The sequence below is a fragment of the Rhodococcus sp. USK10 genome (assembly GCF_019378875.1).
GTDB classification, from domain to species: Bacteria; Actinomycetota; Actinomycetes; order Mycobacteriales; family Mycobacteriaceae; genus Rhodococcus_F; species Rhodococcus_F pseudokoreensis.
On record NZ_CP076048.1, the window covers coordinates 1,187,276 to 1,207,938 of the forward strand.

The 20,663-nt window shown below is 68.4% G+C and carries 18 protein-coding genes; 13 read left to right on the top strand and 5 right to left on the bottom strand.

From position 1 onward, the window contains the following. Positions 1-49: 49 nt before the first annotated feature. From I1A62_RS12375 to I1A62_RS12390, 4 genes are all read left to right on the top strand, one after another. Positions 50-940 (top strand): TIGR01777 family oxidoreductase, encoded by an 891-nt coding sequence (locus I1A62_RS12375; protein WP_219458800.1) that lies wholly within the window; start codon positions 50-52, stop codon positions 938-940. A gap of 48 nt (positions 941-988) precedes the next feature. Further along, on the top strand, positions 989-1,765 hold the full coding sequence (lipB, locus tag I1A62_RS12380) for a lipoyl(octanoyl) transferase LipB (RefSeq protein ID WP_219458801.1): 777 nt from the start codon (positions 989-991) through the stop codon (positions 1,763-1,765). A 52-nt stretch (positions 1,766-1,817) separates the two neighbouring features. After that, the gene (gene lipA / locus I1A62_RS12385; protein WP_124389913.1) at positions 1,818-2,828 is read left to right on the top strand and encodes a lipoyl synthase; all 1,011 of its coding nucleotides are present in this window, start codon (positions 1,818-1,820) and stop codon (positions 2,826-2,828) included. A 73-nt stretch (positions 2,829-2,901) separates the two neighbouring features. Beyond that, on the top strand, positions 2,902-3,660 hold the full coding sequence (locus tag I1A62_RS12390) for a DUF4191 domain-containing protein (RefSeq protein ID WP_124389912.1): 759 nt from the start codon (positions 2,902-2,904) through the stop codon (positions 3,658-3,660). A gap of 84 nt (positions 3,661-3,744) precedes the next feature. Here I1A62_RS12390 and I1A62_RS12395 read toward each other — a convergent pair whose 3' ends face one another. Next, positions 3,745-4,221 (bottom strand): RDD family protein, encoded by a 477-nt coding sequence (locus I1A62_RS12395; protein WP_124389911.1) that lies wholly within the window; start codon positions 4,219-4,221, stop codon positions 3,745-3,747. A gap of 211 nt (positions 4,222-4,432) precedes the next feature. Between I1A62_RS12395 and glnA (I1A62_RS12400) the strand changes: the two genes are divergently transcribed. From glnA (I1A62_RS12400) to I1A62_RS12430, 7 genes are all read left to right on the top strand, one after another. After that, entirely contained in the window at positions 4,433-5,869 is a 1,437-nt protein-coding gene (glnA, locus tag I1A62_RS12400; RefSeq protein ID WP_005247755.1) for a type I glutamate--ammonia ligase, read from the top strand. Positions 5,870-6,137: 268 nt separating this feature from the next. Continuing rightward, entirely contained in the window at positions 6,138-7,391 is a 1,254-nt protein-coding gene (locus I1A62_RS12405) for a multidrug effflux MFS transporter (protein WP_219458802.1), read from the top strand. Positions 7,392-7,397: 6 nt separating this feature from the next. Continuing rightward, the gene (locus I1A62_RS12410; RefSeq protein WP_124389909.1) at positions 7,398-8,378 is read left to right on the top strand and encodes an antibiotic biosynthesis monooxygenase; all 981 of its coding nucleotides are present in this window, start codon (positions 7,398-7,400) and stop codon (positions 8,376-8,378) included. A gap of 99 nt (positions 8,379-8,477) precedes the next feature. Next, a complete protein-coding gene (locus I1A62_RS12415; RefSeq protein WP_124390035.1) occupies positions 8,478-9,128 on the top strand; it encodes an ABC transporter permease in 651 nt (216 codons plus the stop codon). Beyond that, positions 9,121-10,347 (top strand): ABC transporter ATP-binding protein, encoded by a 1,227-nt coding sequence (locus I1A62_RS12420; RefSeq protein ID WP_124389908.1) that lies wholly within the window; start codon positions 9,121-9,123, stop codon positions 10,345-10,347. Before I1A62_RS12415 ends, I1A62_RS12420 begins: the two co-directional genes overlap by 8 nt. Next, entirely contained in the window at positions 10,344-11,117 is a 774-nt protein-coding gene (locus I1A62_RS12425; RefSeq protein ID WP_124389907.1) for an ABC transporter permease, read from the top strand. The genes I1A62_RS12420 and I1A62_RS12425 overlap by 4 nt, the downstream gene beginning before the upstream one ends. Further along, complete coding sequence (locus tag I1A62_RS12430; protein ID WP_124389906.1) at positions 11,117-12,100, top strand: glycine betaine ABC transporter substrate-binding protein; 984 nt, start codon at positions 11,117-11,119, stop codon at positions 12,098-12,100. Before I1A62_RS12425 ends, I1A62_RS12430 begins: the two co-directional genes overlap by 1 nt. 3 nt (positions 12,101-12,103) lie before the next feature. Here I1A62_RS12430 and I1A62_RS12435 read toward each other — a convergent pair whose 3' ends face one another. The 4 genes from I1A62_RS12435 to I1A62_RS12450 all read right to left on the bottom strand — a co-directional run bounded on the left by I1A62_RS12435 (position 12,104) and on the right by I1A62_RS12450 (position 19,111). Beyond that, positions 12,104-13,066, bottom strand: coding sequence for an endonuclease/exonuclease/phosphatase family protein (locus I1A62_RS12435; RefSeq protein WP_124389905.1), 963 nt, complete (start codon positions 13,064-13,066; stop codon positions 12,104-12,106). Beyond that, positions 13,063-16,077 carry a bifunctional [glutamine synthetase] adenylyltransferase/[glutamine synthetase]-adenylyl-L-tyrosine phosphorylase gene (locus tag I1A62_RS12440; protein ID WP_124389904.1) on the bottom strand — a complete coding sequence of 1,005 codons (3,015 nt, stop codon included), beginning with the start codon at positions 16,075-16,077 and terminating at the stop codon, positions 13,063-13,065. The genes I1A62_RS12435 and I1A62_RS12440 overlap by 4 nt, the downstream gene beginning before the upstream one ends. Positions 16,078-16,085: 8 nt before the next feature. Beyond that, positions 16,086-17,426 carry a type I glutamate--ammonia ligase gene (gene glnA / locus I1A62_RS12445; RefSeq protein WP_005247775.1) on the bottom strand — a complete coding sequence of 447 codons (1,341 nt, stop codon included), beginning with the start codon at positions 17,424-17,426 and terminating at the stop codon, positions 16,086-16,088. Positions 17,427-17,542: 116 nt separating this feature from the next. After that, a complete protein-coding gene (locus I1A62_RS12450; RefSeq protein ID WP_219458803.1) occupies positions 17,543-19,111 on the bottom strand; it encodes an alpha/beta hydrolase in 1,569 nt (522 codons plus the stop codon). Between the two features lie 183 nt (positions 19,112-19,294). Between I1A62_RS12450 and panB the strand changes: the two genes are divergently transcribed. Both panB and I1A62_RS12460 read left to right on the top strand, forming a co-directional pair. After that, positions 19,295-20,164 (top strand): 3-methyl-2-oxobutanoate hydroxymethyltransferase, encoded by an 870-nt coding sequence (gene panB, locus I1A62_RS12455; protein ID WP_124389902.1) that lies wholly within the window; start codon positions 19,295-19,297, stop codon positions 20,162-20,164. Between the two features lie 40 nt (positions 20,165-20,204). Next, on the top strand, positions 20,205-20,663 hold the full coding sequence (locus I1A62_RS12460; protein ID WP_219458804.1) for a hypothetical protein: 459 nt from the start codon (positions 20,205-20,207) through the stop codon (positions 20,661-20,663).

Sequence of the window (20,663 nt, forward strand, 5' to 3'; positions counted from 1 at the left end):
CATTTCCAGCAGGGATGGTGCCCCTGCGCTGTGAAGGAGGCTGTTGCACATGCGCGTGGTCGTCGCCGGATCCTCCGGGCTGATTGGCACCGCTCTCGTCTCGTCCCTCCGCGGCGACGGTCACGACGTCGTCCGTCTGGTCCGCCGGTCGTCGGCGGGTCCCGACGAGTCCCGCTGGGATCCGCAGAAGGACCGGCTCGACATCGGGATCCTCGCGGACGCCGACGCGGTCGTGAATCTGTGCGGCGTCGGGATCGGCGACAAACGCTGGACCGGCGCATACAAGCAACTGATCCGGGACAGCCGGATCGCCGCCACCGACGTCCTGGCCGAGGCCGTCGCCGAGGCCGGGGTTCCCGTGTTCGTGAATGCGAGCGCCGTCGGCTACTACGGCGACACCGGCGACCGCGTCGTCGACGAGACCTCGCCGTCCGGGACGGGTTTCCTCGCGGACACCTGCCGCGACTGGGAGGCCGCGACGGCCCCCGCCGACGACTCTACGATCCGGACGGTGCGGCTGCGCAGCGGCATCGTCCTCTCCCCCCACGGCGGCCTGCTCGGCCGGCTGAAGACGCTGTACTCGTTCGGGCTCGGCGGCCGGCTCGGGAACGGCCGCCAGTACCTGTCGTGGATCTCGTTGGAGGACGAGGTCGATGCGATCAAATTCGTGCTCTCCCGCGACGACGTGGCCGGCCCCGTGAACGTCACCGGTCCGGCGCCCGTCACCAACGCGCAGTTCAACGGCGCGGTCGCGCGGACAATGCACCGCCCCGCCCCGTGGATCGTCCCCGGGTTCGCACTCAGCGCGCTGGTGGGTGAGTTCGCGCAGGAGGGCATCCTGGCCGGGCAGCGCGCGATCCCGACGGTGCTCGAGAACGCGGGATTCCGGTTCCGGCACAACACCATCGGGGAAGCGCTCGACGCCGCCCTCGTGCGGTGAACCCGGCTCGTGGCGGTACGGCCACCACCCCGGCGTAACCTCTAGCGCATGAGCAGCGCGACACAATCCGCCCGTTTCAGCCCCTCCCCGATCGCCGTCGAACACCTCGGCACGATCGGGTACGTCGACGCCTGGGACCGACAGCGCGAGCTGGCGGCCGAACGCGCCGAGAACGCGGGTACCGACACGCTGCTCCTGCTCGAACACCCCGCCGTCTACACCGCGGGACGCCGGACCGAACCGGAGGACCGTCCCACCGACGGCACGCCCGTCATCGACGTCGACCGAGGCGGGAAGATCACCTGGCACGGTCCGGGACAGCTGGTGGGATACCCGATCGTCAAGCTCGCCGAACCGGTCGACGTCGTGCGCTACGTCCGCAGGCTCGAGCAGGCGCTGATCGCCGTGTGCACCGACCTCGGCATCGTCTGCGGCCGGGTGGACGGCCGCTCCGGCGTGTGGCTGCCCGCCTCCCTCGACAACGGGCAGTGGCTGCCCGAGCGGAAGGTCGCGGCGATCGGGGTGCGGGTGCAGCGCGGTGTCGCTCTGCACGGCTTCTCGCTCAACTGCAATTCCGTTCTGACGGGCTTCGACGCCATCATCCCGTGCGGCATCCGCGACGCCGGCGTGACGTCGCTGTCGCGGGAACTGGGCCGCGACGTCACGGTCGAGGAGGTCACACCGGCCGTCACCGCCGCTGTGGTGGCCGCGCTGGACGGCGCCCTCCCGGTGTCCGACCACGACATCGAGCGGGTCACGTTCGACTCCGCCGCGGCCGAGAAGACGTCCGCCGCCCCCACCTTCACTACTGTTCAGTACGGGTGACGACCGCTCCCCGGCCCGTCGTGCGCGTCGGGCCGGGCGTAGCATCGCTCTCGTGACTGTGGCCCCAGAAGGACGCAAATTGCTCCGCCTCGAGATCCGAAACGCGGAGACTCCGATCGAACGCAAACCGAACTGGATCAAGACGAGGGCAAAGATGGGCCCGGAATACTCCGAGCTCAAGGGCCTCGTCAAACGCGAGGGTTTGCACACCGTCTGCGAAGAAGCCGGCTGCCCCAACATCTACGAATGCTGGGAAGACCGCGAGGCGACCTTCCTCATCGGCGGCGAACAATGCACCCGCCGCTGCGACTTCTGCCAGATCGACACCGGCAAACCCACGGACCTCGACCGCGACGAACCCCGCCGCGTCGCCGAATCCGTGCAGGCGATGGGACTGCGGTACTCCACCATTACCGGCGTCGCCCGCGACGACCTCCCCGACGGCGGCGCCTGGCTCTACGCCGAGACGGTCCGCCAGATCCACCAGCTCAACCCCGGCACCGGCGTCGAGAACCTCATCCCCGACTTCAACGGCAAGCCGGACCTGCTCGCCGAGGTCTTCGAGTCCCGCCCCGAGGTCCTCGCCCACAACCTCGAGACCGTGCCCCGCATCTTCAAGCGGATCCGCCCCGCGTTCCGCTACGAACGCTCCCTCGGCGTGATCACCGCCGCCCGCGACTTCGGACTGGTCACCAAGTCCAACCTCATCCTCGGCATGGGCGAGACCCCCGACGAGGTCCACCAGGCGATGCTCGACCTGCACGCCGCCGGCTGCGACATCCTCACCATCACCCAGTACCTGCGCCCCTCCCCCCGGCACCACCCCGTCGAGCGGTGGGTCAAGCCCGAAGAGTTCGTCGAACACTCCCAGGCCGCCGAGGAGATCGGATTCGCCGGCGTCATGGCCGGACCGCTCGTGCGCTCGTCGTACCGCGCCGGCCGCCTCTACGCGCAGGCGATGGCCCACCACGGCCGCGAATTGCCTGCTGGACAAGCACATCTCACCCAAGGCGGTGACGCCTCGCAGGAGGCGAGTTCCCTCATGGCGCGCCTCGCCCGCTGACCGCGGCGCGTGCGCGGTGATCGACACCGGACGGGTCATCACCGCGCACGGCCAGGGACGTATCCTGAGAAGCATGGCGAACGGCAGTAAATCCGGTAAAGCGGGCAAACCCAGTAAAGAAGCAAAGGCAGCCGCCAAGGCAGCCCGCAGGCAGGCGTCGAAGGAACGCAGAACCCAGCTCTGGCAGGCGTTCCAGATGCAGCGCAAGGAAGACAAGCTGCTGTTGCCGCTCATGCTCGGCACACTCGTCGGACTCGCGGTGGTGTTCTTCCTCGTCGGTCTGATCTGGGGCCTGCAGTGGTTCCTCCTCCCGATCGGCCTCCTCCTCGGCGTTCTCGGTGCGTTCATCATCTTCGGCCGGCGCGTGCAGAAGACGGTGTACGGCAAGGCCGAGGGCCAGGCCGGTGCGGCCGCGTGGGCGCTCGACAACATGCAGGGCTCCTGGCGCGTGACCAGCGCGGTCGCGGGCACCACCCAGCTCGACGCCGTTCACCGCGTGATCGGACGCCCCGGCGTCATCCTGGTCGCCGAGGGATCACCGCAGCGCGTGAAGTCGCTCCTGGCCCAGGAGAAGAAGAAGACGGCGCGCCTCGTCGGCGACACTCCGATCTACGACATCGTCATCGGCAACGACGAGGGCCAGGTCCCGCTGTCGCAGCTGCAGAAGCACCTGAACAAGCTCCCCAAGAACATCGACACCAAGCGGATGGACGCCATCGAGTCGCGGCTCGCCGCGCTCAGCGGCCGCGGCGGCGGCGCCGCACTGCCCAAGGGTCCGATGCCCGGCGGCGCGAAGATGCGCGGCGTGCAGCGCACCATCCGTCGCCGCTAGAAGCCGGTCGCCTTTTCACCTGGTCCGCGTCACACCTACTCCGCCCGATGTCGAAGCCGACATCGGGCGGAAGACGTTCGGGGGTCAGCGCGTGCGAATCAGCGCGGTGCCGGTGGCGCGGTCCTGCATGCCGCGACCGTCGATGTCCGTGATGGTGCCGGGCACGACGAACACGAGCAGCGCCTGACGCACCAGGGCCCGCACGAAGCCGACGCGGGCGGGGCCGTCCACGCGCGCCACCTGCATGCCGAGGAACAACTGCCCCGGAGTGAAGGAGAACAGCGTCACCGTGGTGACACCGACGACGAACCAGACCAGCAGTGTGATCGTGGAGAACGGACCGTCGAAGAAGTTGTCGCCGATGATCAGTGCCGCGACGCCCGCCGACGACACCCAGTCGATCATCAGTGCGGCGAGACGGCGTCCCGTGCTCGCGAGTGAACCGGGTCCTTCCGCCTGCAACCCGAGGCGCTCGCCCCGGAAGGACTGCGTCGTCTCGTCGGCGCCGTTCGGCAGTGCCGCCGAAGGTCCGGAGAGCCAAGAACCGGTGATACGTGCCATGCTGTCCAGGATAGGCGTCGTCTCTCCGAGGGCCTCACACCGGAGCTTGGGGCTGTGTGCGCAGTCACAACCGGTACAAAAGCCCAGGACGATTCGACGTGTAACACGGGCGAAACAAAAGGTTGACCGGCGGGCAACACCAAGTCCATACCGTCGGCTCGACGAATTTCGCCAATATCCACTTGGCTGAAGCGACTTAAGGAGCACAAGCGTGGCGTTCACCACGGCCGAAGAGGTCATCAAGTTCATCAAGGACGAGAACGTCGAGTACGTCGACATCCGGTTCAGCGACCTGCCGGGCGTGCAGCAGCACTTCTCGATCCCCGCGTCCGCGTTCAACCAGGACGTGTTCGAGGACGGCCTCGCGTTCGACGGTTCGTCCGTCCGCGGCTTCCAGTCGATCCACGAGTCCGACATGATGCTCCTCCCCGACGTCGCCACCGCCCAGATCGACCCCTTCCGCGCCGCCAAGACGCTGAACATCAACTTCTTCGTGCACGACCCGTTCACGCGCGAGTCCTACAGCCGCGACCCGCGTAACGTCGCGCGCAAGGCCGAGGAATACCTGAAGTCGACCGGCATCGCCGACACCGCCTTCTTCGGCGCCGAGGCCGAGTTCTACATCTTCGACTCGGTCCGCTACGACTCCGGCATCAACGGCGCGTTCTACGAGCTCGACTCCATCTCGGGTTCCTGGAACACCGGCAACGACGTGAACGCCGACGGCAGCCCCAACCTGGGCTACAAGGTCCGCCCCAAGGGTGGATACTTCCCCGTCGCTCCGTACGACCACTACGTCGACCTGCGCGACGAGATCTCCACCAACCTGCAGAACGCGGGCTTCGAGCTCGAGCGCGGCCACCACGAGGTGGGCACCGGCGGCCAGCAGGAGATCAACTACAAGTTCAACACGCTGCTCGCAGCCGCTGACGACCTGCAGTTGTTCAAGTACATCGTGAAGAACACCGCCTGGCAGCACGGCAAGTCGGCCACCTTCATGCCGAAGCCGCTGTTCGGCGACAACGGTTCGGGCATGCACGTCCACCAGTCGCTGTGGAAGGACGGCAAGCCGCTGTTCCACGACGAGGCCGGCTACGCGGGTCTGTCCGACATGGCGCGTCACTACATCGGCGGCATCCTGCACCACGCTCCGTCGCTGCTGGCGTTCACCAACCCGACGATCAACTCGTACCACCGCCTGGTGCCGGGCTACGAAGCCCCCATCAACCTGGTGTACAGCCAGCGCAACCGCTCGGCGGCCGTGCGTATCCCGATCACCGGCAACAACCCGAAGGCCAAGCGCCTCGAGTTCCGCGCCCCCGACTCCTCGGGTAACCCCTACCTGAACTTCGCGGCGCAGATGATGGCCGGCCTGGACGGCATCAAGAACAAGATCGAGCCGCAGGCTCCCGTCGACAAGGACCTCTACGAGCTCCCGCCGGAGGAGGCCCGCAACATCCCGCAGGCTCCCACCAGCCTGTCGGCTGTCATCGACCGCCTCGAGGCGGACCACGACTACCTCACCGAGGGTGGCGTGTTCACGTCCGACCTGATCGAGACGTGGATCTCGCTCAAGCGCGAGCAGGAGATCGCTCCGGTCAACCTGCGCCCGCACCCCTACGAGTTCCAGCTGTACTACGACGTGTAAGTCGTGATGCCCGCCGACATGCGGGCCGGCACTTCCTGACGAGCCCATCCGTGGCGCCGGCTGATTCCAGCCGGTGACATGGGTGGGCTCGTTCTGCGTCGCGGGCTCCCCTACTGCGGGCGCACCCGGAACCCGCACGGCGCGGCAGCCCGCAGTCGTATGATCCAGGGAACCGACCGCACGGACCGTTGCGGAACGTTCACGTGAAGACTTTCGGGAAACTTGCTCCGTTCTCCATCCCCATGGGTCGAGAAGCAGGTGGTGCGGGATGTCAGTGCCCACGACGCCGACCGGCGTCCCGGTGCCGCGCCGTGTCGTGGTCATCCTGCTGCTGGTGATTCCGCTCAGCCAGATCCCGCTCGACATCTACACCCCGGCGCTGCCGCAGATGGTGACCGATCTGGACTCGTCCGCGGCCGTCGTGCAGAACACGGTGACGGCGTACATGCTGGGCATGAGTCTGGCGTTCATCCCGGTCGGCCTGATCGCGGATGCGGTGGGCCGCAAACGAACTCTGCTGACCTGCCTGGCGATCCTCGTCGTCACCAGTGTGGGATGCGCACTCGTGCAGAACATCACGGTCCTGCTCGGGTTGAGATTCGTGCAGGGTGTCGGCGGGTGTGCGTGCCTCGTCCTCGCGTATGCGATCGCCGCCGACTGCTACCGCGGCGCCAAGCTCACGTCCGTGTCCGGTCTCCTCGGGGCCGCGTGGGGGCTGGCCCCGGTTCTCGCGCCCGCCGTGGGCGGTGTGCTCGTGCAGTTCATCTCGTGGCGTCTGGTGTTCGGGTTGATCGCGCTGCTGGCGGCGCTCGCCGTTCCCCTCGTGGTCGTGGGACTGCCGGAGACGCTGCCGAAGGAGTCGCGGTCACCGGTCGACGCGACGGCGGCGGCGCGGGTGCTGCGGGCCGCGCTGCGGCACCGCATCTTCGTGGGCTTCGTTCTCGTGTTCGGACTGATGGCGTCCGCCCAGATGGTGTTCGGCGTCGTCGCGCCCTTCCTGTACCAGGAGATTCTCGGCTTCTCCCCCGCCGCCTACGGCGCGGTGGCGCTCGTGGTGGGCGGCGCCAACCTTCTCGGCGAACTCACCTGCGGCGCACTCGCCGTGCGGGTCGGCACCCGCCGCCTCGCCTTCGGCGCGTGGTGGGTGTTCGTGCTCGGCGCACTGGTACTGGCCGTCACGGCCGGGATGTCCGTCGTCACCGCACCGGCCATCACGATCGGCGCGTGTCTCGCACTCGCCGGATGCGGCGTGCTCTGCCCTCAGATGTACGGGCTGGCGCTCGGGCTGTTCACCCGCAATCTCGGGCTGATCGGCGGCGTCGTCACCGCCGCCTGCTATCTCGTCGTCAGCGCGGCGATGGCCGTCGCGGGTGTGCTGCCGGAGAACAGCCAGGCACCGCTCGGCTGGCTCTATCTCGCTCTCGGCGCCGGCGCCGGAATTCTGCTCCTGGTCACCACATCCGCCCGGCAGTCCGACAGTTCCCCCGCCGAGGCGCCCGCACCACGAACCGACCGGAGGTGATCTCACGTGCCGCACCCGACCCAGCACAGCCCCGCCGCATCCCCGGTGTCGGTGATCTTTCAACGCCGGATCGACGACGCCCGCTACGCCGAATATTCGCAGTGGCAGAAACGCGCGGCGGACGCCCTCGCGACGGTGCCCGGTTTCATCGACCAGGAAATCGTGCCGCCGTCGCCGCCCGTGCAGGACGACTGGGTGGACGTGCTGCGGTTCACCACCCTCGACGACGCCCGGGCCTGGCTCGACAGCGACCTGCGAACGGAACTGGTAGCGGAGATCAAGCACGCCTTCATCGGCAACGAGGACGTCCACCTGCTCACGGGTGAGCAGACCCGGGAGCAGTCGGCGACGTCGGTCGTCATCTCCTGCCACGTCGACCCCGCGGACGAGTCGGCATTCATGGACTGGCAGCGGAAGATCTCCGCCACCGAGGCAGGGTTCCGGGGCTTCCGGGGACACAAGGTCGAGAGGCCGGTGCAGGGAATCACCGACGACTGGACGATCGTGCTCAGCTTCGACACCGAGGACAACCTGGGGTCGTGGATGGATTCCCCGGAGCGGGCCGCCCTCCTCGAGGAGGGTGAGAAGTTCAACAAGAATCTCCGGATCCGCAAAGCGAGCTACGGTTTCGACTTCTGGTTCCGCGGTACGGGTGGCGACGAACCGCCCCCGGTGCCCGTCGCCCGCAGCAACCTTCTGGCGCTGCTGGTGCTGTACCCGCTGGTCGTGATCTGGGGTCATTTCTTCAGTGCGCCGTTCATCGAGGCGCACGGTGTGCCGATCGCCGTCGCCCTGTTCATCGGGAACCTGGTCACGACCCAGATCCTCGGGTGGTGGGCGGTTCCCGCCGCGTTCAAGGCGTTCGGGTGGTGGATGGACCCGGCGATACCCACCCGGCGACGGAACCTGGGCTACGCCGTCATGGTCGTGCTGTTCGCGATCTCCATCGGCGTGTGCACCCTGCTGTTCATGATCCCCACCACCTGAGTCGAGTTTCCCGATTCACCTGCGCCATGTCCGGGTACATAGCACTGTGAAGGACCGAGGTCTGTTTTCACATCTGGAGAAAGGTGTGCACGGTTGGACATGCAGCAACTGTGGGACTTCGTCTCCGCCAGGAAACAGCAGCTTCTCACCGACTCACTCCTGCACGTCAGTGCCGTCGTGCAGTCGGTGGTCATCGCCACGATCGTCGCGGTGGCGATCGGGATCCTGGTGTACCGGAGCCCGGCCGGGTCCGCGATCGCAACCGCCCTGGCAGGCACGATCCTCACCATCCCGTCGTTCGCGCTGCTCGGCCTGCTCATCCCGATCCTCGGGCTCGGTGTGGCCCCCACCGTGACCGCCCTGGTGCTGTACGCGCTGCTGCCGATCATCCGGAACACCATCCTCGGACTCGCGTCCGTCGACCCCGCCGTCACCGACGCCGCCCGCGGTGTGGGGATGAGCCGCACGACGGTGCTGAGCAGAATCGAACTCCCCCTCGCGTGGCCGTCGATTCTGACGGGCATGCGGGTGAGCACCCAGATGCTGATGGGCATCCTCGCGATCGCCGCCTACGCCAAGGGCCCCGGGCTCGGCAACCTCATCTTCTCGGGACTGTCCCGCGTCGGCAGCCCGACAGCGATACCGCAGGCCCTCACGGGGACGGTGCTCATCGTGATCCTCGCCCTCCTACTCGACGGCGTCCTCGCCGTCGTCGGCCGCCTCACCACCTCCAGGGGGATCCGTGACTGATCTCGATACACCTCACACCAACGGCAGCACGGTCTCGGGCGTGGACATCGTCCTCGAAGACGTCGTCAAGAGCTATCCCGGCCAGGACAAGGCGGCGGTCGACAACGTGTCGATGCGCATCCCCGCCGGGGAGATCGTGGTCCTCGTCGGCCCGTCCGGCTGCGGGAAGACCACCACGATGCGGATGATCAACCGGCTCATCGAACCGACGTCGGGGAAGATCACGATCGGCGGCAAGGACGCCCTGTCCATCGACCCCGACAAGCTGCGGCGCGGCATCGGCTACTCGATTCAGCAGGCCGGGCTGTTCCCGCATCTGACCATCGCCAAGAACGTCGGCACCGTCCCCGGACTCATCGGCTGGGACAAGAAGAAGATCGCCGACCGCACCGACGAGATGCTCGACCTCGTCGGACTCGAACCGGACCTCTACCGCGAGCGCTACCCCCGACAGTTGTCGGGCGGTCAGCAGCAGCGGGTGGGGGTGGCGCGGGCACTGGCCGCCGATCCGCCGGTGCTGCTGATGGACGAGCCGTTCGGCGCGGTCGACCCGATCACGCGCGCGCTGCTTCAGGACGAGTTGATGCGGCTGCAGTCCGATCTCGGCAAGACGATCGTGTTCGTGACGCACGATTTCAACGAGGCGGTCAAGCTGGGCGATCGCATCGCGGTGCTGGGCAACCAGTCGCACATCATGCAGTACGACACCCCGGAGGCGATCCTCGCCCATCCCGCCAACGACACGGTGGCCGGGTTCATCGGCGCCGACGCATCGCTGAAGCAGCTGACGCTCACCCGGGTGGCGGAGGTCGACCTCCTCGATTGCCCGACTGCATACGAGGACGGTTCCGTGGACGATCTGCGGACGGCGATCTCCCCCCGCAAGATCAAGTGGGGCATCGTCCTGGACGCGCGGGACCGGCCGATCCGCTGGGTGTCGCTGCACCATCTGGCCTCCGCCACCTCGCTGCACGACGTCGGCGACCCGATCGACGAGGTGGTGTCCACCCAGTCGACACTGCAGGACGCCCTCGAGGCGCTGCTGGCGGAGAGCAGCGCGTCGACGATCGTCACGGGACGGCGGGGCGAGTTCCGCGGCCTGATCACGATCGACACGCTGGTGGCGCACCTGTCCGCGATGCGTGAGGAGCACGCGCACGACGACGAGGGCGGCGAGCCGGAGCAGAACGGGGCGAGCGAGGGCGGAACACCGTCATGACGGCCGCCGTCACCACGAAGCCCACCGCTCCGGCCGCCCGGCGTTCGGAGCGGGCCCGCTTGCTGGTCCAGCCGATCCTCGTCCTGTTCCTGGTGGTGGGTGTCCTCGGCTGGGCGTTCAGCCGAGACCTGACCGCCACGCAGAAGGGCAGTCTCAACGCCGCGAACATCGCGACCCTGACGTGGCAGCACGTGCTGATCACCGTGGTCGTGGTGGTGATCGTCGTCATCGTCGCGGTCCCGCTGGGGATCCTGCTCACCCGGCCCGGGTACACCAAGCTGGCACCGGTTTTCATCGGGATCGCCAACATCGGGCAGGCCGCGCCTGCCATCGGACTGCTCGTGCTGCTGTTCCTCGCGACAGGGACCACCGGGTTCTGGATCGGGGTGCTGCCCATCGCGTTCTACTCCCTCCTGCCCGTGCTGCGGAACACGATCCTCGGTCTGCAGGAAGTCAATCCCGCGGTCATCGACGCCGGGAGGGGGCAGGGCATGACGGCCGGTCTCGTGCTGCGCAAGGTCGAGTTCCCCCTCGCCGTCCCGTACATCCTCGCGGGACTGCGCACGTCGCTGGTCCTCGCGGTGGGCACCGCGACGCTCAGTTTCCTCGTCAGCGCAGGCGGTCTCGGCATCCTCATCGACACCGGATACAAGTTGCGCGACAACGTGACTCTGGTCGTGGGAGCCGTGCTCGCGGTCGCGCTGGCGCTGCTCGTCGATTGGTGCGGCGCCCTGGCCGAGGAGTTCCTCGGCCCGAAGGGGCTGCGCTGATGAACCTCCTGCGGAAGGCGATCGCCGCGACGGCCGTGACGTTCTGCGGGGTCCTCGCAGTGTCCTGCGGCCTCGAATCCGGAGGCGCCCTGCCGCTGTCGGTGGAACCGGGCAGCATCCAGCCCGTGCCCGAACTCGAGGGCGTCCCGATCACCGTCGGGTCCAAGGACTTCACCGAGCAGGTCACCCTCGGGTACATCATCGAGTTCGCGCTCAGCGCCGCAGGCGCCGACGTGCGCGACCTCACCAACATCCAGGGGTCCAACAGCACGCGGGACGCCCAGCTGGACGGTCAGATCGACGTCACCTACGAGTACACCGGCACCGGGTGGATCAACTACCTCGGCAACGAGATTCCGATCCCCGACCCGACCGCGCAGTTCGAGGCCGTCCGCGACCAGGACCTCGAACGCAACGGCATGGTGTGGGTGGATCCGGCCCCGATGAACAACACGTACGCGCTCGCGATGAGCAGGCAGACCGCCGAGGAAACCGGGATCACCACGCTGTCGGAGTACGCGGACCTGGTCAACCGTGACCCCGCCGCGGCGACGACGTGCGTGGAGACCGAGTTCAACGTCCGCCAGGACGGGTTTCCGGGCATGGCCGCCAAGTACGGTTTCGATCCGGCCCGCGCGAACCGCCAGATCCTGCAGACCGGCATCATCTATCAGGCCACCGCGGACGGAACGCAGTGCAAGTTCGGTGAGGTGTTCACGACGGACGGCCGGATCATCGCGCTCGATCTGGTGCTGCTGGAGGACGATCGCCAGTTCTTCCCGAAATACAACCCGGCGATCACGATGCGCAAGGATTTCGCCGAGGCGCACCCGCAGGTGGCGGACGTGATGGCCCCGATCTCCGCGGCGCTGACCAACGAGGAGATCACGGAACTGAACCGGCGGGTCGACGTGGAGGGCGAGGAACCGGCGGACGTGGCCCGGGACTGGCTGGTGCAGAAGGGATTCGTCACGCTGCCGTGACGGTCAGCCGCCGAGGGTGATCCTCGCGACGAGGCCCCGGTGATCCGAGCCCGTCAGCACCACCGATTCCACGGACTGCGCCTGCGCCCCGCTCGTGACGATGTGATCGATCGCGATCATCGGCGGAAACGGCTGCCGGTCGGCGGGATACGTGTTCTGAATTCCGGCACCGACCTGGTCGGCGGCATCGCGGTAGCGTCCGGTCACGAGGTTGCGGTACTTGACGTGGTCGCGGGTAGAGTTGAAGTCGCCGCTGACGATCACGGGTCCCGAGTCGGCGGGGACGGCGTCGAGAATGGCCTTGATGCGGTCCATTTCGCGTGACCACAGTGACGGATCCGACGGCCACGGCGGGACCGGGTGGAACGCGTACAGTGCCGTGCTCGCGCCGTCCGGGAGTTCCACCCTGGCCGACAGCGCGGACAGCACGAACTCCGAGTGGTGGACCTTGTCGGTCAGCGGGTACCGGCTCCAGATCCCGGTTCCCTCACCGCCGCCGCCGGGCATGAGAAACGAGTACGGCAGGGTCGATTCGATGCCCGCGGCCGCCAACCGGTCGACGGCCTCCGGGGTCAGTTCGTCGACGGTGAGCACGTCGACGCCGCGGTCCCGGACCTGCCGGACGAGGGAGTCGGCGTCCGCGTTGCCGAGCCAGATGTTGGCCTGCATCACCGTCAGCTCCGGTCCGGACGCCGGCATCGAATTCGCCACGTACAGCGGACCCTGCGACAGGGTGGCCACCGCGGCCACCGTCAGTGCGACCGCGAACCCGGTCCAGTGCCGCGTGATTCCCAGCAGCAGCACCCCGACCGCGGCGGCCGCCATCAGGTAGGGCGCCGCCGACGCCAGCACGAGGAGACGCTGATTCTGGACGTCGAGGAATCTCAGCACCACACCGAACACGCCGACGAGCACCGCGAGCCACCCGAGGGCGATCAGTGCCCGCACTCCCCAGGTGGCGATCACTCCCCGAAGACTCTCTCCACCACAGCCTTGGCCCGCCGGGTCACCCGCAGGTAGTTGTCGAGGAACTCGCCGGCGTCGCCGCCGCCCCAGCCGGCGATCTGCGCGACCGCGGACAGCACGCGTCCCGAGCCGGGCAGCTGATCGGTGGCCTTGCCGCGCACGAGGACGAGGCAGTTGCGTGCCTTCGTCGCCGTGATCCACGCGTCGCGCAGCAGTTCGACGTCGGACTCGCTGAGCAACTCGGCGGCACCGATCGCGTCGAGTGTCTCGAGGGTCGACGTGTTGTGCAGCGATTCGATCTCGTGGGCGTGCCGGAGCTGGATCAGCTGCACGGTCCACTCGATGTCGGCGAGACCGCCGCGCCCGAGCTTGGTGTGGGTTGCGGGGTCGGCGCCGCGCGGCAGCCGCTCGGAGTCGACGCGTGCCTTGATGCGCCGGATCTCGCGGACTGCCTGGTCCGACACACCGCCCTCCGGGTAGCGGGTCTTGTCGATCATGTGCAGGAAGCGCAGACCCAGGTCGGCGTCACCGGCCACGTGGTGGGCGCGCAGCAGCGCCTGGATCTCCCAGGCCTGCGCCCACTGCGCGTAGTAGGCCTCGTAGGACGCCAGCGTGCGCACCATCGGGCCGCTGCGACCCTCCGGCCGCAGACCGGTGTCGACCTCGAGCGGCGGATCGGTGCTCGGCGCTCCGAGCAGGGTCCGCACCTTGTCGCCGATGCTGTTGGCCCACTTGACGGCGACAGTCTCGTCGATTCCCTCGCGCGGCTCGCACACGAACAGGACGTCCGCATCCGAACCGTAGCCGAGTTCACCGCCCCCGAGCCGGCCCATCCCGATCACGGTGAACGTCGCGGGAGCGGGCGTCCCGAGATCCTTCTCGCTCGCCTTGATGACGGCGGCGAGGGCGGCGTTGAGCACGGCCGCCCACACGGACGACAACGCCTTGCACACGCCCGGCACGTCCAGCATGCCCAGGATGTCCGCGGACGCGATGCGGGCCAGTTCGTAGCGGCGCAGGGAGCGCGCCGCCGCGATCGCGCGGGCCGGGTCCTCGTGTCGTGCCGACGCCGTCAGGATGCCGCGGGCGACGTCCTCCGGCTTCGACTCCAGCAGCCGCGGTCCGGCCGGTGAATCGGCGAACAGCCGCACCACATCCGGCGCCTTGATCAGCAGATCGGGAACGTAGGCCGAGGATCCGAGCACCGTCATCAGCCGCTCGGCGACCGAGGCCTCGTCGCGCAGCAACCGGAGGAACCAGGTCTGATCGGTCATCGCGTCCGACAGCCGCCGGTACGCGAGCAGGCCCGCATCGGGATCCGGTGTGTCGGCGAGCGATTCGAGCAGGGTCGGCAGCAGCAGCGCCTGGATGCGACCCTTGCGGGACGCACCGCTGGTGAGTGCGGTGAGGTGGCCGAGCGCGTTCTCCGGGGCGGTGTAGCCCAGCGCCGCCAGCTGACGGATGGCTGCGTCCGGGCTCAGCCGCAGCGCTTCCTTGTCGATGCGCGCCACCGATTCGAGCAGCGGCCGGTAGAACAGTTTGGCGTGCAGGCGCCGCACCCGGTGCGCGTTGCGTTTGATCTCCGCGTTGAGGACGCCGAGCGCGTCCTTGCTGCCGTCGGGTCGCATGTGTGCGGCCCGCGCGAGCCAGCGCAGCGCTTCCTCGTCGTCGGCGGGCGGCAGGGTGTGCGTGCGGCGCAGCTTCTGCAGCTGCAGCCGGTGCTCGAGCAACCGCAGGAACTCGTAGGACGCGGCCAGGTTCGCGGCGTCGTCGCGGCCCACGTAGCCGCGGGCGGCGAGTGCGGTCAGCGCGTCGATGGTGCTCTGGACGTGCAGCGCCTCGTCGGCGCGCCCGTGCACGAGCTGCAGGAGCTGGACGGCGAACTCGACGTCGCGCAGGCTGCCGCGACCCAGTTTCAGTTCCCGCTCGCGCAGTTCCGGCGGAACCATCTCCTCCACCCGGCGGCGCATCGCCTGCACCTCTGGAACGAAGTCCTCACGCTCCGAGGCGGTCCACACCATCGGGTTGAGGGCGTCGGCGTACTGCTGTCCGAGCGCAACGTCGCCTATCATCGGGCGGGCCTTGAGCAGGGCCTGGAACTCCCAGGTCTTGGCCCAGCGCTTGTAGTACGCGACGTGCGATTCGAGGGTGCGGACGAGTTCTCCGCGCTTGCCCTCCGGCCGCAGCGCTGCGTCCACGTCGAAGAAGGCCGACGACCCGATTCGCATCATCTCGCCGGCGATGCGGCTGGCGATCGAGTCGGCGGGTTCGGCGACGAAGACCACGTCGACGTCGCTGACGTAATTGAGTTCGCGGGCACCGCACTTGCCCATGGCGATGACGGCCAGCCGCACGGGGCACGGGGCGTCCGGGCACACGGCTGCGACGGCAACCGCGAGGGCGGCGTCCAGTGCCGCATCGGCCAGATCGGACAGCTGATGCCCGACAGTCTGGTACGGCAGCACCGGTTCGTTCTCGACGGTCGCCGCGAGGTCGACGGCGGCGAGCAGCATCAGTTCGTCGCGGTACGTCTTGCGCAGCGCCGCGATCGCATCGGGTCCGGTGACCTTCGCCCGGTGCAGGCGAGCGTCCGGGTGGGCGCCCTCCTCGGGTTCGGCGCCGACCGCGGCCATCATCGTGGCGGTCGCCTCGTCCTTCGACGGCAGGCGGACGTCGCCGGCGAGGATCTTCCAGGACGCAGGATCCGCGACGAGGTGGTCGCCGAACGCGCTGGACGCACCGAACAGCCCGAACAGCCGGCCACGCAGGCCCTTGTCGGTGCGTAGTGCCGCATCGAGTTCGGCCCAGCCCTCGCCGAGCCCTTCCTTCAGGCGCACCAGGGTGCGGAGGGCGAGATCGGCGTTCGCGGCCCGCGACAGCGACCACAGCAGTTCGATGCTGTCTTCACCGACCCACCCCAGCTCGCGGAGTTCGGACGGAGCGGTCGGCTCGACGAGACCCAGACGACCCGGACCGGGAACGGCAGAACGCGCTGCCGGAGGCTTCACCATGCTCTTGCTCACAACCCCAGATACGTCTTGAGTTCGAACGGCGTCACGTGGCTCCGGTACTCCTCCCACTCACGCCGCTTGTTGCGCAGGAAGAAGTCGAACACGTGCTCGCCGAGGGCTTCGGCCACCAACTCCGACTTCTCCATCTCGCGCAGTGCGCCGTCGAGGTTGCCGGGCAGTTCCCGGTAGCCCATGGCGCGGCGCTCGGCCGACGTCAGCGCCCACACGTCGTCCTCGGCCTCGGGAGGCAGTTCGTAGCCCTTCTCGATTCCGCGCAGACCTGCGGCGAGAAGAACGGCGAACGTCAGGTACGGGTTGCAGGCCGAATCTGGGCTGCGGATCTCGACGCGACGCGACGACGCCTTGTTCGGCGTGTACATCGGGACGCGGACCAGCGCCGACCGGTTGGACGGGCCCCAGGACGCCGCGGTCGGGGCCTCGCCGCCGTGGATCAGGCGCTTGTAGGAGTTCACCCACTGGTTGGTGACGGCGCTGATCTCGTTGGCGTGCTCGAGGATGCCGGCGATGAACGCCTTACCGGTCTCCGACAGCTGCATCGGATCGTCCGGGTTGTGGAAGGCGTTGGTGTCGCCCTCGAACAGGCTCATGTGGGTGTGCATCGCCGAGCCGGCCTGATCGCTGAACGGCTTGGGCATGAACGTCGCGCGCACGCCCTCGGCGATCGCGACCTCCTTGACGACGTACCGGAACGTCATCACGTTGTCGGCCATCGACAGGGCGTCCGCGTACCGCAGGTCGATCTCCTGCTGGCCGGGAGCCGCCTCGTGGTGGCTGAATTCGACGGAGATGCCCATCGACTCGAGCGCGTCGATGGCGTGGCGGCGGAAGTTGGGCGCGGAGTCGTGCACGGCCTGGTCGAAGTAGCCGCCGGAGTCGGCGGGCTTCGGCGGGGTGCCGTCGATCGGCCCGTTCTCGAGCAGGAAGAACTCGATCTCTGGGTGCACGTAGCAGCTGAAGCCCAGATCGCTGGCCTTGTTCAGCTGGCGGCGCAGCACGTGCCGCGAATCCGCCCAGGACGGCGAACCGTCCGGCATGGCGATGTCACAGAACATGCGGGCGGAGTGCTGATGTCCCTTGCTCGAACTCCACGGCAGCACCTGGAAGGTGGAGGCGTCCGGCTTCGCGACCGTGTCCGCCTCGGACACCCGGGAGAAGCCCTCGATGGCTGATCCGTCGAAGCCGATGCCTTCCTCGAAGGCACCTTCCAATTCCGCGGGGGCGATCGCCACCGATTTCAGGTATCCGAGAACGTCCGTGAACCACAATCGGACGAACCGAATGTCGCGCTCTTCGAGGGTGCGAAGCACGAATTCCTTTTGGCGATCCATGTCCGCGAGAGTAAGCAAAGTTCGTTAAATCTGTGTTACTTCGTTGATTCGACTGTTCCGGATTCCGCATCGGGCCAGCGTGCGGGCACCTCGGGCGATCCCGTCACAGGCGCGGGTCAGCACGTCAGGTCCGCGGGCGGCGCCGCGAGGTCGACGAGATAGTCCGTGACGGCGTCGTCGACGCACGCCTCGCCGTCGAGGACGACGGTGTGCTGCGTGCCCCGGTACGTGACGAGCGAGCCGTTCATCTGCTTCGCCAGATCCACGCCCGCCTGGTACGGGGTCGCCGGGTCCTCGGTCGTCGACACGACGACGACCGGCGGGATTCCCGGAGCGGACACGGTATGCGGCGCGCCCGTGTTCGGCGCGGGCCAGAACGCGCACACGTCCAGCGGCGCGTTGCCGGTGCCGCGACCGTCGTCGAGGAACGGCGCCGCCTGGCGGTACCGCACATCTGCCTCCCCGACGACCGCACGATCGGTGACGGGCGGATCGTCCATGCAGCGGATGGAATTGAACGCGTCGTTGAGGTTGGAATACGTGCCGTCGTCGGCGCGCCCCTCGTACAGGTCCGCCAGCATCAGCAGCGAATCACCCGTCCCCGTCTGCAGGCTCGCCAGCCCGCCGCGGAGCGGGCCCCAGAGGTTCGGCGAGTACAGCGCCTGCTGGACGCCGGTGATCGCGTCGGTATAGCTGAGGCCGCGCGGGTCGGTGGTCGCGGCGGGTTTGCCGATCAGCGGGTCGACGAGCGCCCGGAACCTCGCGTTCGCCCGCGCGGGATCGGTGCCGAGCGGGCAGTCCTTCTGCTGCATGCACTCCGCGGCGAACGCGTCGAACGCGGACTGGAATCCGGCGGCCTGCAAGATCACTTCCTGCGTCGGGTCCTGTTCCGGGTCGAGGGCGCCGTCGAGGACCATCGCACGCACGTTGCCGGGGAAAGTCTCCGCGTACGTGGAGCCGAGCCGGGTGCCGTACGAGTAGCCGAGGTAGTTCAGCTTCTCGTCGCCGAGCACCGCCCGGATGACGTCCATGTCGCGCACCACGTCGTTCGTGCCGACGTGGGCGAGGACGTCCACACCGGTCCGCTGCGCGCACTTGTCCGCGTAGTCGCGGTTCTCGGCCTCGGTCCGCGCGATTCCGGCGGGACTCATGTCGACGTCGTCGTCCTTGCGCCTCGCGTCCGCTTCCGCCGGCGTCAGGCAGGTCACCTGCGGGGTGGACGCGCCGATGCCGCGCGGATCGAAACCGATGACGTCGAACCGCTCGGCGATGGCCGTGCCGTCGGCCACGGACGCCAGCCCGATACCCGACGCCCCGGGGCCGCCCGGGTTCACGAGCAGCGATCCGATCTTGTCGCCGGTCGCCTTCGACCGGGAGACCGCGATCTGCGCGGTGGCTCCGCCCGGATTCGCGTAGTCGTTCGGCACCGTCACCTCGGCGCAGTCGAGCGTGTCCCCGAGCGGGGACCCGTCCGTGCTGAACCCGTCGCACGAGCCCCACTGCACCTGCTGCGTGTAGTACTCCTCGAGCCCGGCTGGGATCGGTCCGGCCGGAGCGGCCTCGGCCGCCGACGGTTCGGCGACGGCCTCACCGGTGCCCTGTCCGCCCCCCGCACAGCCTGCGACGACAAGGACGACGGCGATGCACCCCGCGAACGCGGCCGGTACCCGAGCACTCTTCGACATAGGACGATCGTGCCAGGGCTTCCGCGCCGAAGGGTCTTCCCGCAGGTCAGAGACCGGACAGCAGGTGTGACCCATTGCACCCGCGCGACCCCTTCGCTCCCCCGCCCGCCGGTGGCAGACTGTAGGCGTCATCACCCGCACCCGGGGACCCGTCAAGGGCCTCGAGGCCAGAAAGGGACAACGATGTCCGATAGCAAGTCGTCCGCGAGCACGTCAGAAGATCGGCTCTACGGATCAGCACCATCGCACGACGTTCCCAAGCGCAAGACTCGGATCCACCACCTGCAGGCCATGAAGGCCGAGGGCGAACGCTGGTCGATGCTCACCGCATACGACTACTCCAGCGCCCGCATCTTCGAAGAGGCCGGAATCCCGGTCCTGCTCGTCGGCGACTCGGCCGCCAACGTCGTCTACGGATACGAGACCACCGTCCCGGTCACGATCGACGAACTGCTTCCCCTCGTTCGCGGCGTCGTCCGCGGTGCGCCGCACGCCCTCGTCGTCGCGGACCTGCCGTTCGGCAGCTACGAAAGCTCCCCGGAGCAGGCCCTCGCGTCCGCGACCCGGTTCATGAAGGAAGGGCTGGCCCACGCGGTCAAGCTCGAGGGCGGCGAGCGCGTCGCTCCGCAGATCGCCGCCATCACCGCGGCGGGCATCCCCGTCATGGCCCACGTCGGGTTCACCCCGCAGAGCGTCAACTCGCTCGGCGGTTTCCGCGTGCAGGGCCGCGGCGACGCCTCCGAGCAACTGGTCGCCGACGCGATCGCCGTGCAGGAGGCCGGCGCATTCTCCGTCGTGATGGAGATGGTGCCCGCCGAGATCGCGGGCCAGGTCACCCGCAAGCTCACCATCCCCACCGTGGGCATCGGCGCGGGCGCCGAATGCGACGCCCAGGTCCTCGTGTGGCAGGACATGGCCGGCTACACCAGCGGCAAGACGGCGAAGTTCGTCAAGCGCTTCGGTAACGTCGGTGACGAGTTGCGCAACGCGGCCGCCGCATACGCGGCCGAAGTGCGCACCGGAGCGTTTCCGGCGGAAGAGCACAGCTTCTAGGTCGTCCTCGACTCACCGGGCCGGCACACACTCGAGGGGGATGTTCATGGGACAGCGACGCGTGCACGGCTTCGGACGTCGTCACCGCCTGGCCGTCACCGCGGCCGGGACGGTGGCGGCCGCGGCGCTGGTCACGGGGTGCGCCGGACAGAGCCCGGCCCCCGCGCCCGGCACCACGGCGCCCCCACCGGCGACCACCGTGGTTCCCGGCACCGCCCTGGTGCCGGGCGGGGTCACCGAGGCCCAGGCCGCCCAGTTGTGCACCGACCTCGAGGGTCAGTTGCAGAGCTGGCGCACCTACACCCCGACGATCGGGAAGACCGGGTTGAACGGCCTGGTCGGCACGTGGATCGCGAAGAACAACCTCAATGCGCTCGACTTCCTCCAGGACCGGGCCCGGATCGACGTCATCACGACGGCCGCCTGCCCCGACATCCGGCAGCAGGCGATCACCGCGCTGGAGGTCCCCGATCTGGCATCCGGCCTGATCGGATTCTGA

Coding starts and splice junctions, on each gene's coding strand:
- I1A62_RS12425 (WP_124389907.1), top strand. CDS start 10,344: ATGACGGCCGCCGTCACCACGAAGCCCACCGCTCCGGCCGCCCGGCGT.
- I1A62_RS12375 (WP_219458800.1), top strand. CDS start 50: ATGCGCGTGGTCGTCGCCGGATCCTCCGGGCTGATTGGCACCGCTCTC.
- I1A62_RS12460 (WP_219458804.1), top strand. CDS start 20,205: ATGTTCATGGGACAGCGACGCGTGCACGGCTTCGGACGTCGTCACCGC.
- I1A62_RS12415 (WP_124390035.1), top strand. CDS start 8,478: ATGCAGCAACTGTGGGACTTCGTCTCCGCCAGGAAACAGCAGCTTCTC.
- I1A62_RS12405 (WP_219458802.1), top strand. CDS start 6,138: ATGTCAGTGCCCACGACGCCGACCGGCGTCCCGGTGCCGCGCCGTGTC.
- glnA (WP_005247775.1), bottom strand. CDS start 17,426: ATGGATCGCCAAAAGGAATTCGTGCTTCGCACCCTCGAAGAGCGCGAC.
- I1A62_RS12430 (WP_124389906.1), top strand. CDS start 11,117: ATGAACCTCCTGCGGAAGGCGATCGCCGCGACGGCCGTGACGTTCTGC.
- I1A62_RS12395 (WP_124389911.1), bottom strand. CDS start 4,221: ATGGCACGTATCACCGGTTCTTGGCTCTCCGGACCTTCGGCGGCACTG.
- I1A62_RS12390 (WP_124389912.1), top strand. CDS start 2,902: ATGGCGAACGGCAGTAAATCCGGTAAAGCGGGCAAACCCAGTAAAGAA.
- panB (WP_124389902.1), top strand. CDS start 19,295: ATGTCCGATAGCAAGTCGTCCGCGAGCACGTCAGAAGATCGGCTCTAC.
- I1A62_RS12450 (WP_219458803.1), bottom strand. CDS start 19,111: ATGTCGAAGAGTGCTCGGGTACCGGCCGCGTTCGCGGGGTGCATCGCC.
- I1A62_RS12440 (WP_124389904.1), bottom strand. CDS start 16,077: ATGGTGAAGCCTCCGGCAGCGCGTTCTGCCGTTCCCGGTCCGGGTCGT.
- lipB (WP_219458801.1), top strand. CDS start 989: ATGAGCAGCGCGACACAATCCGCCCGTTTCAGCCCCTCCCCGATCGCC.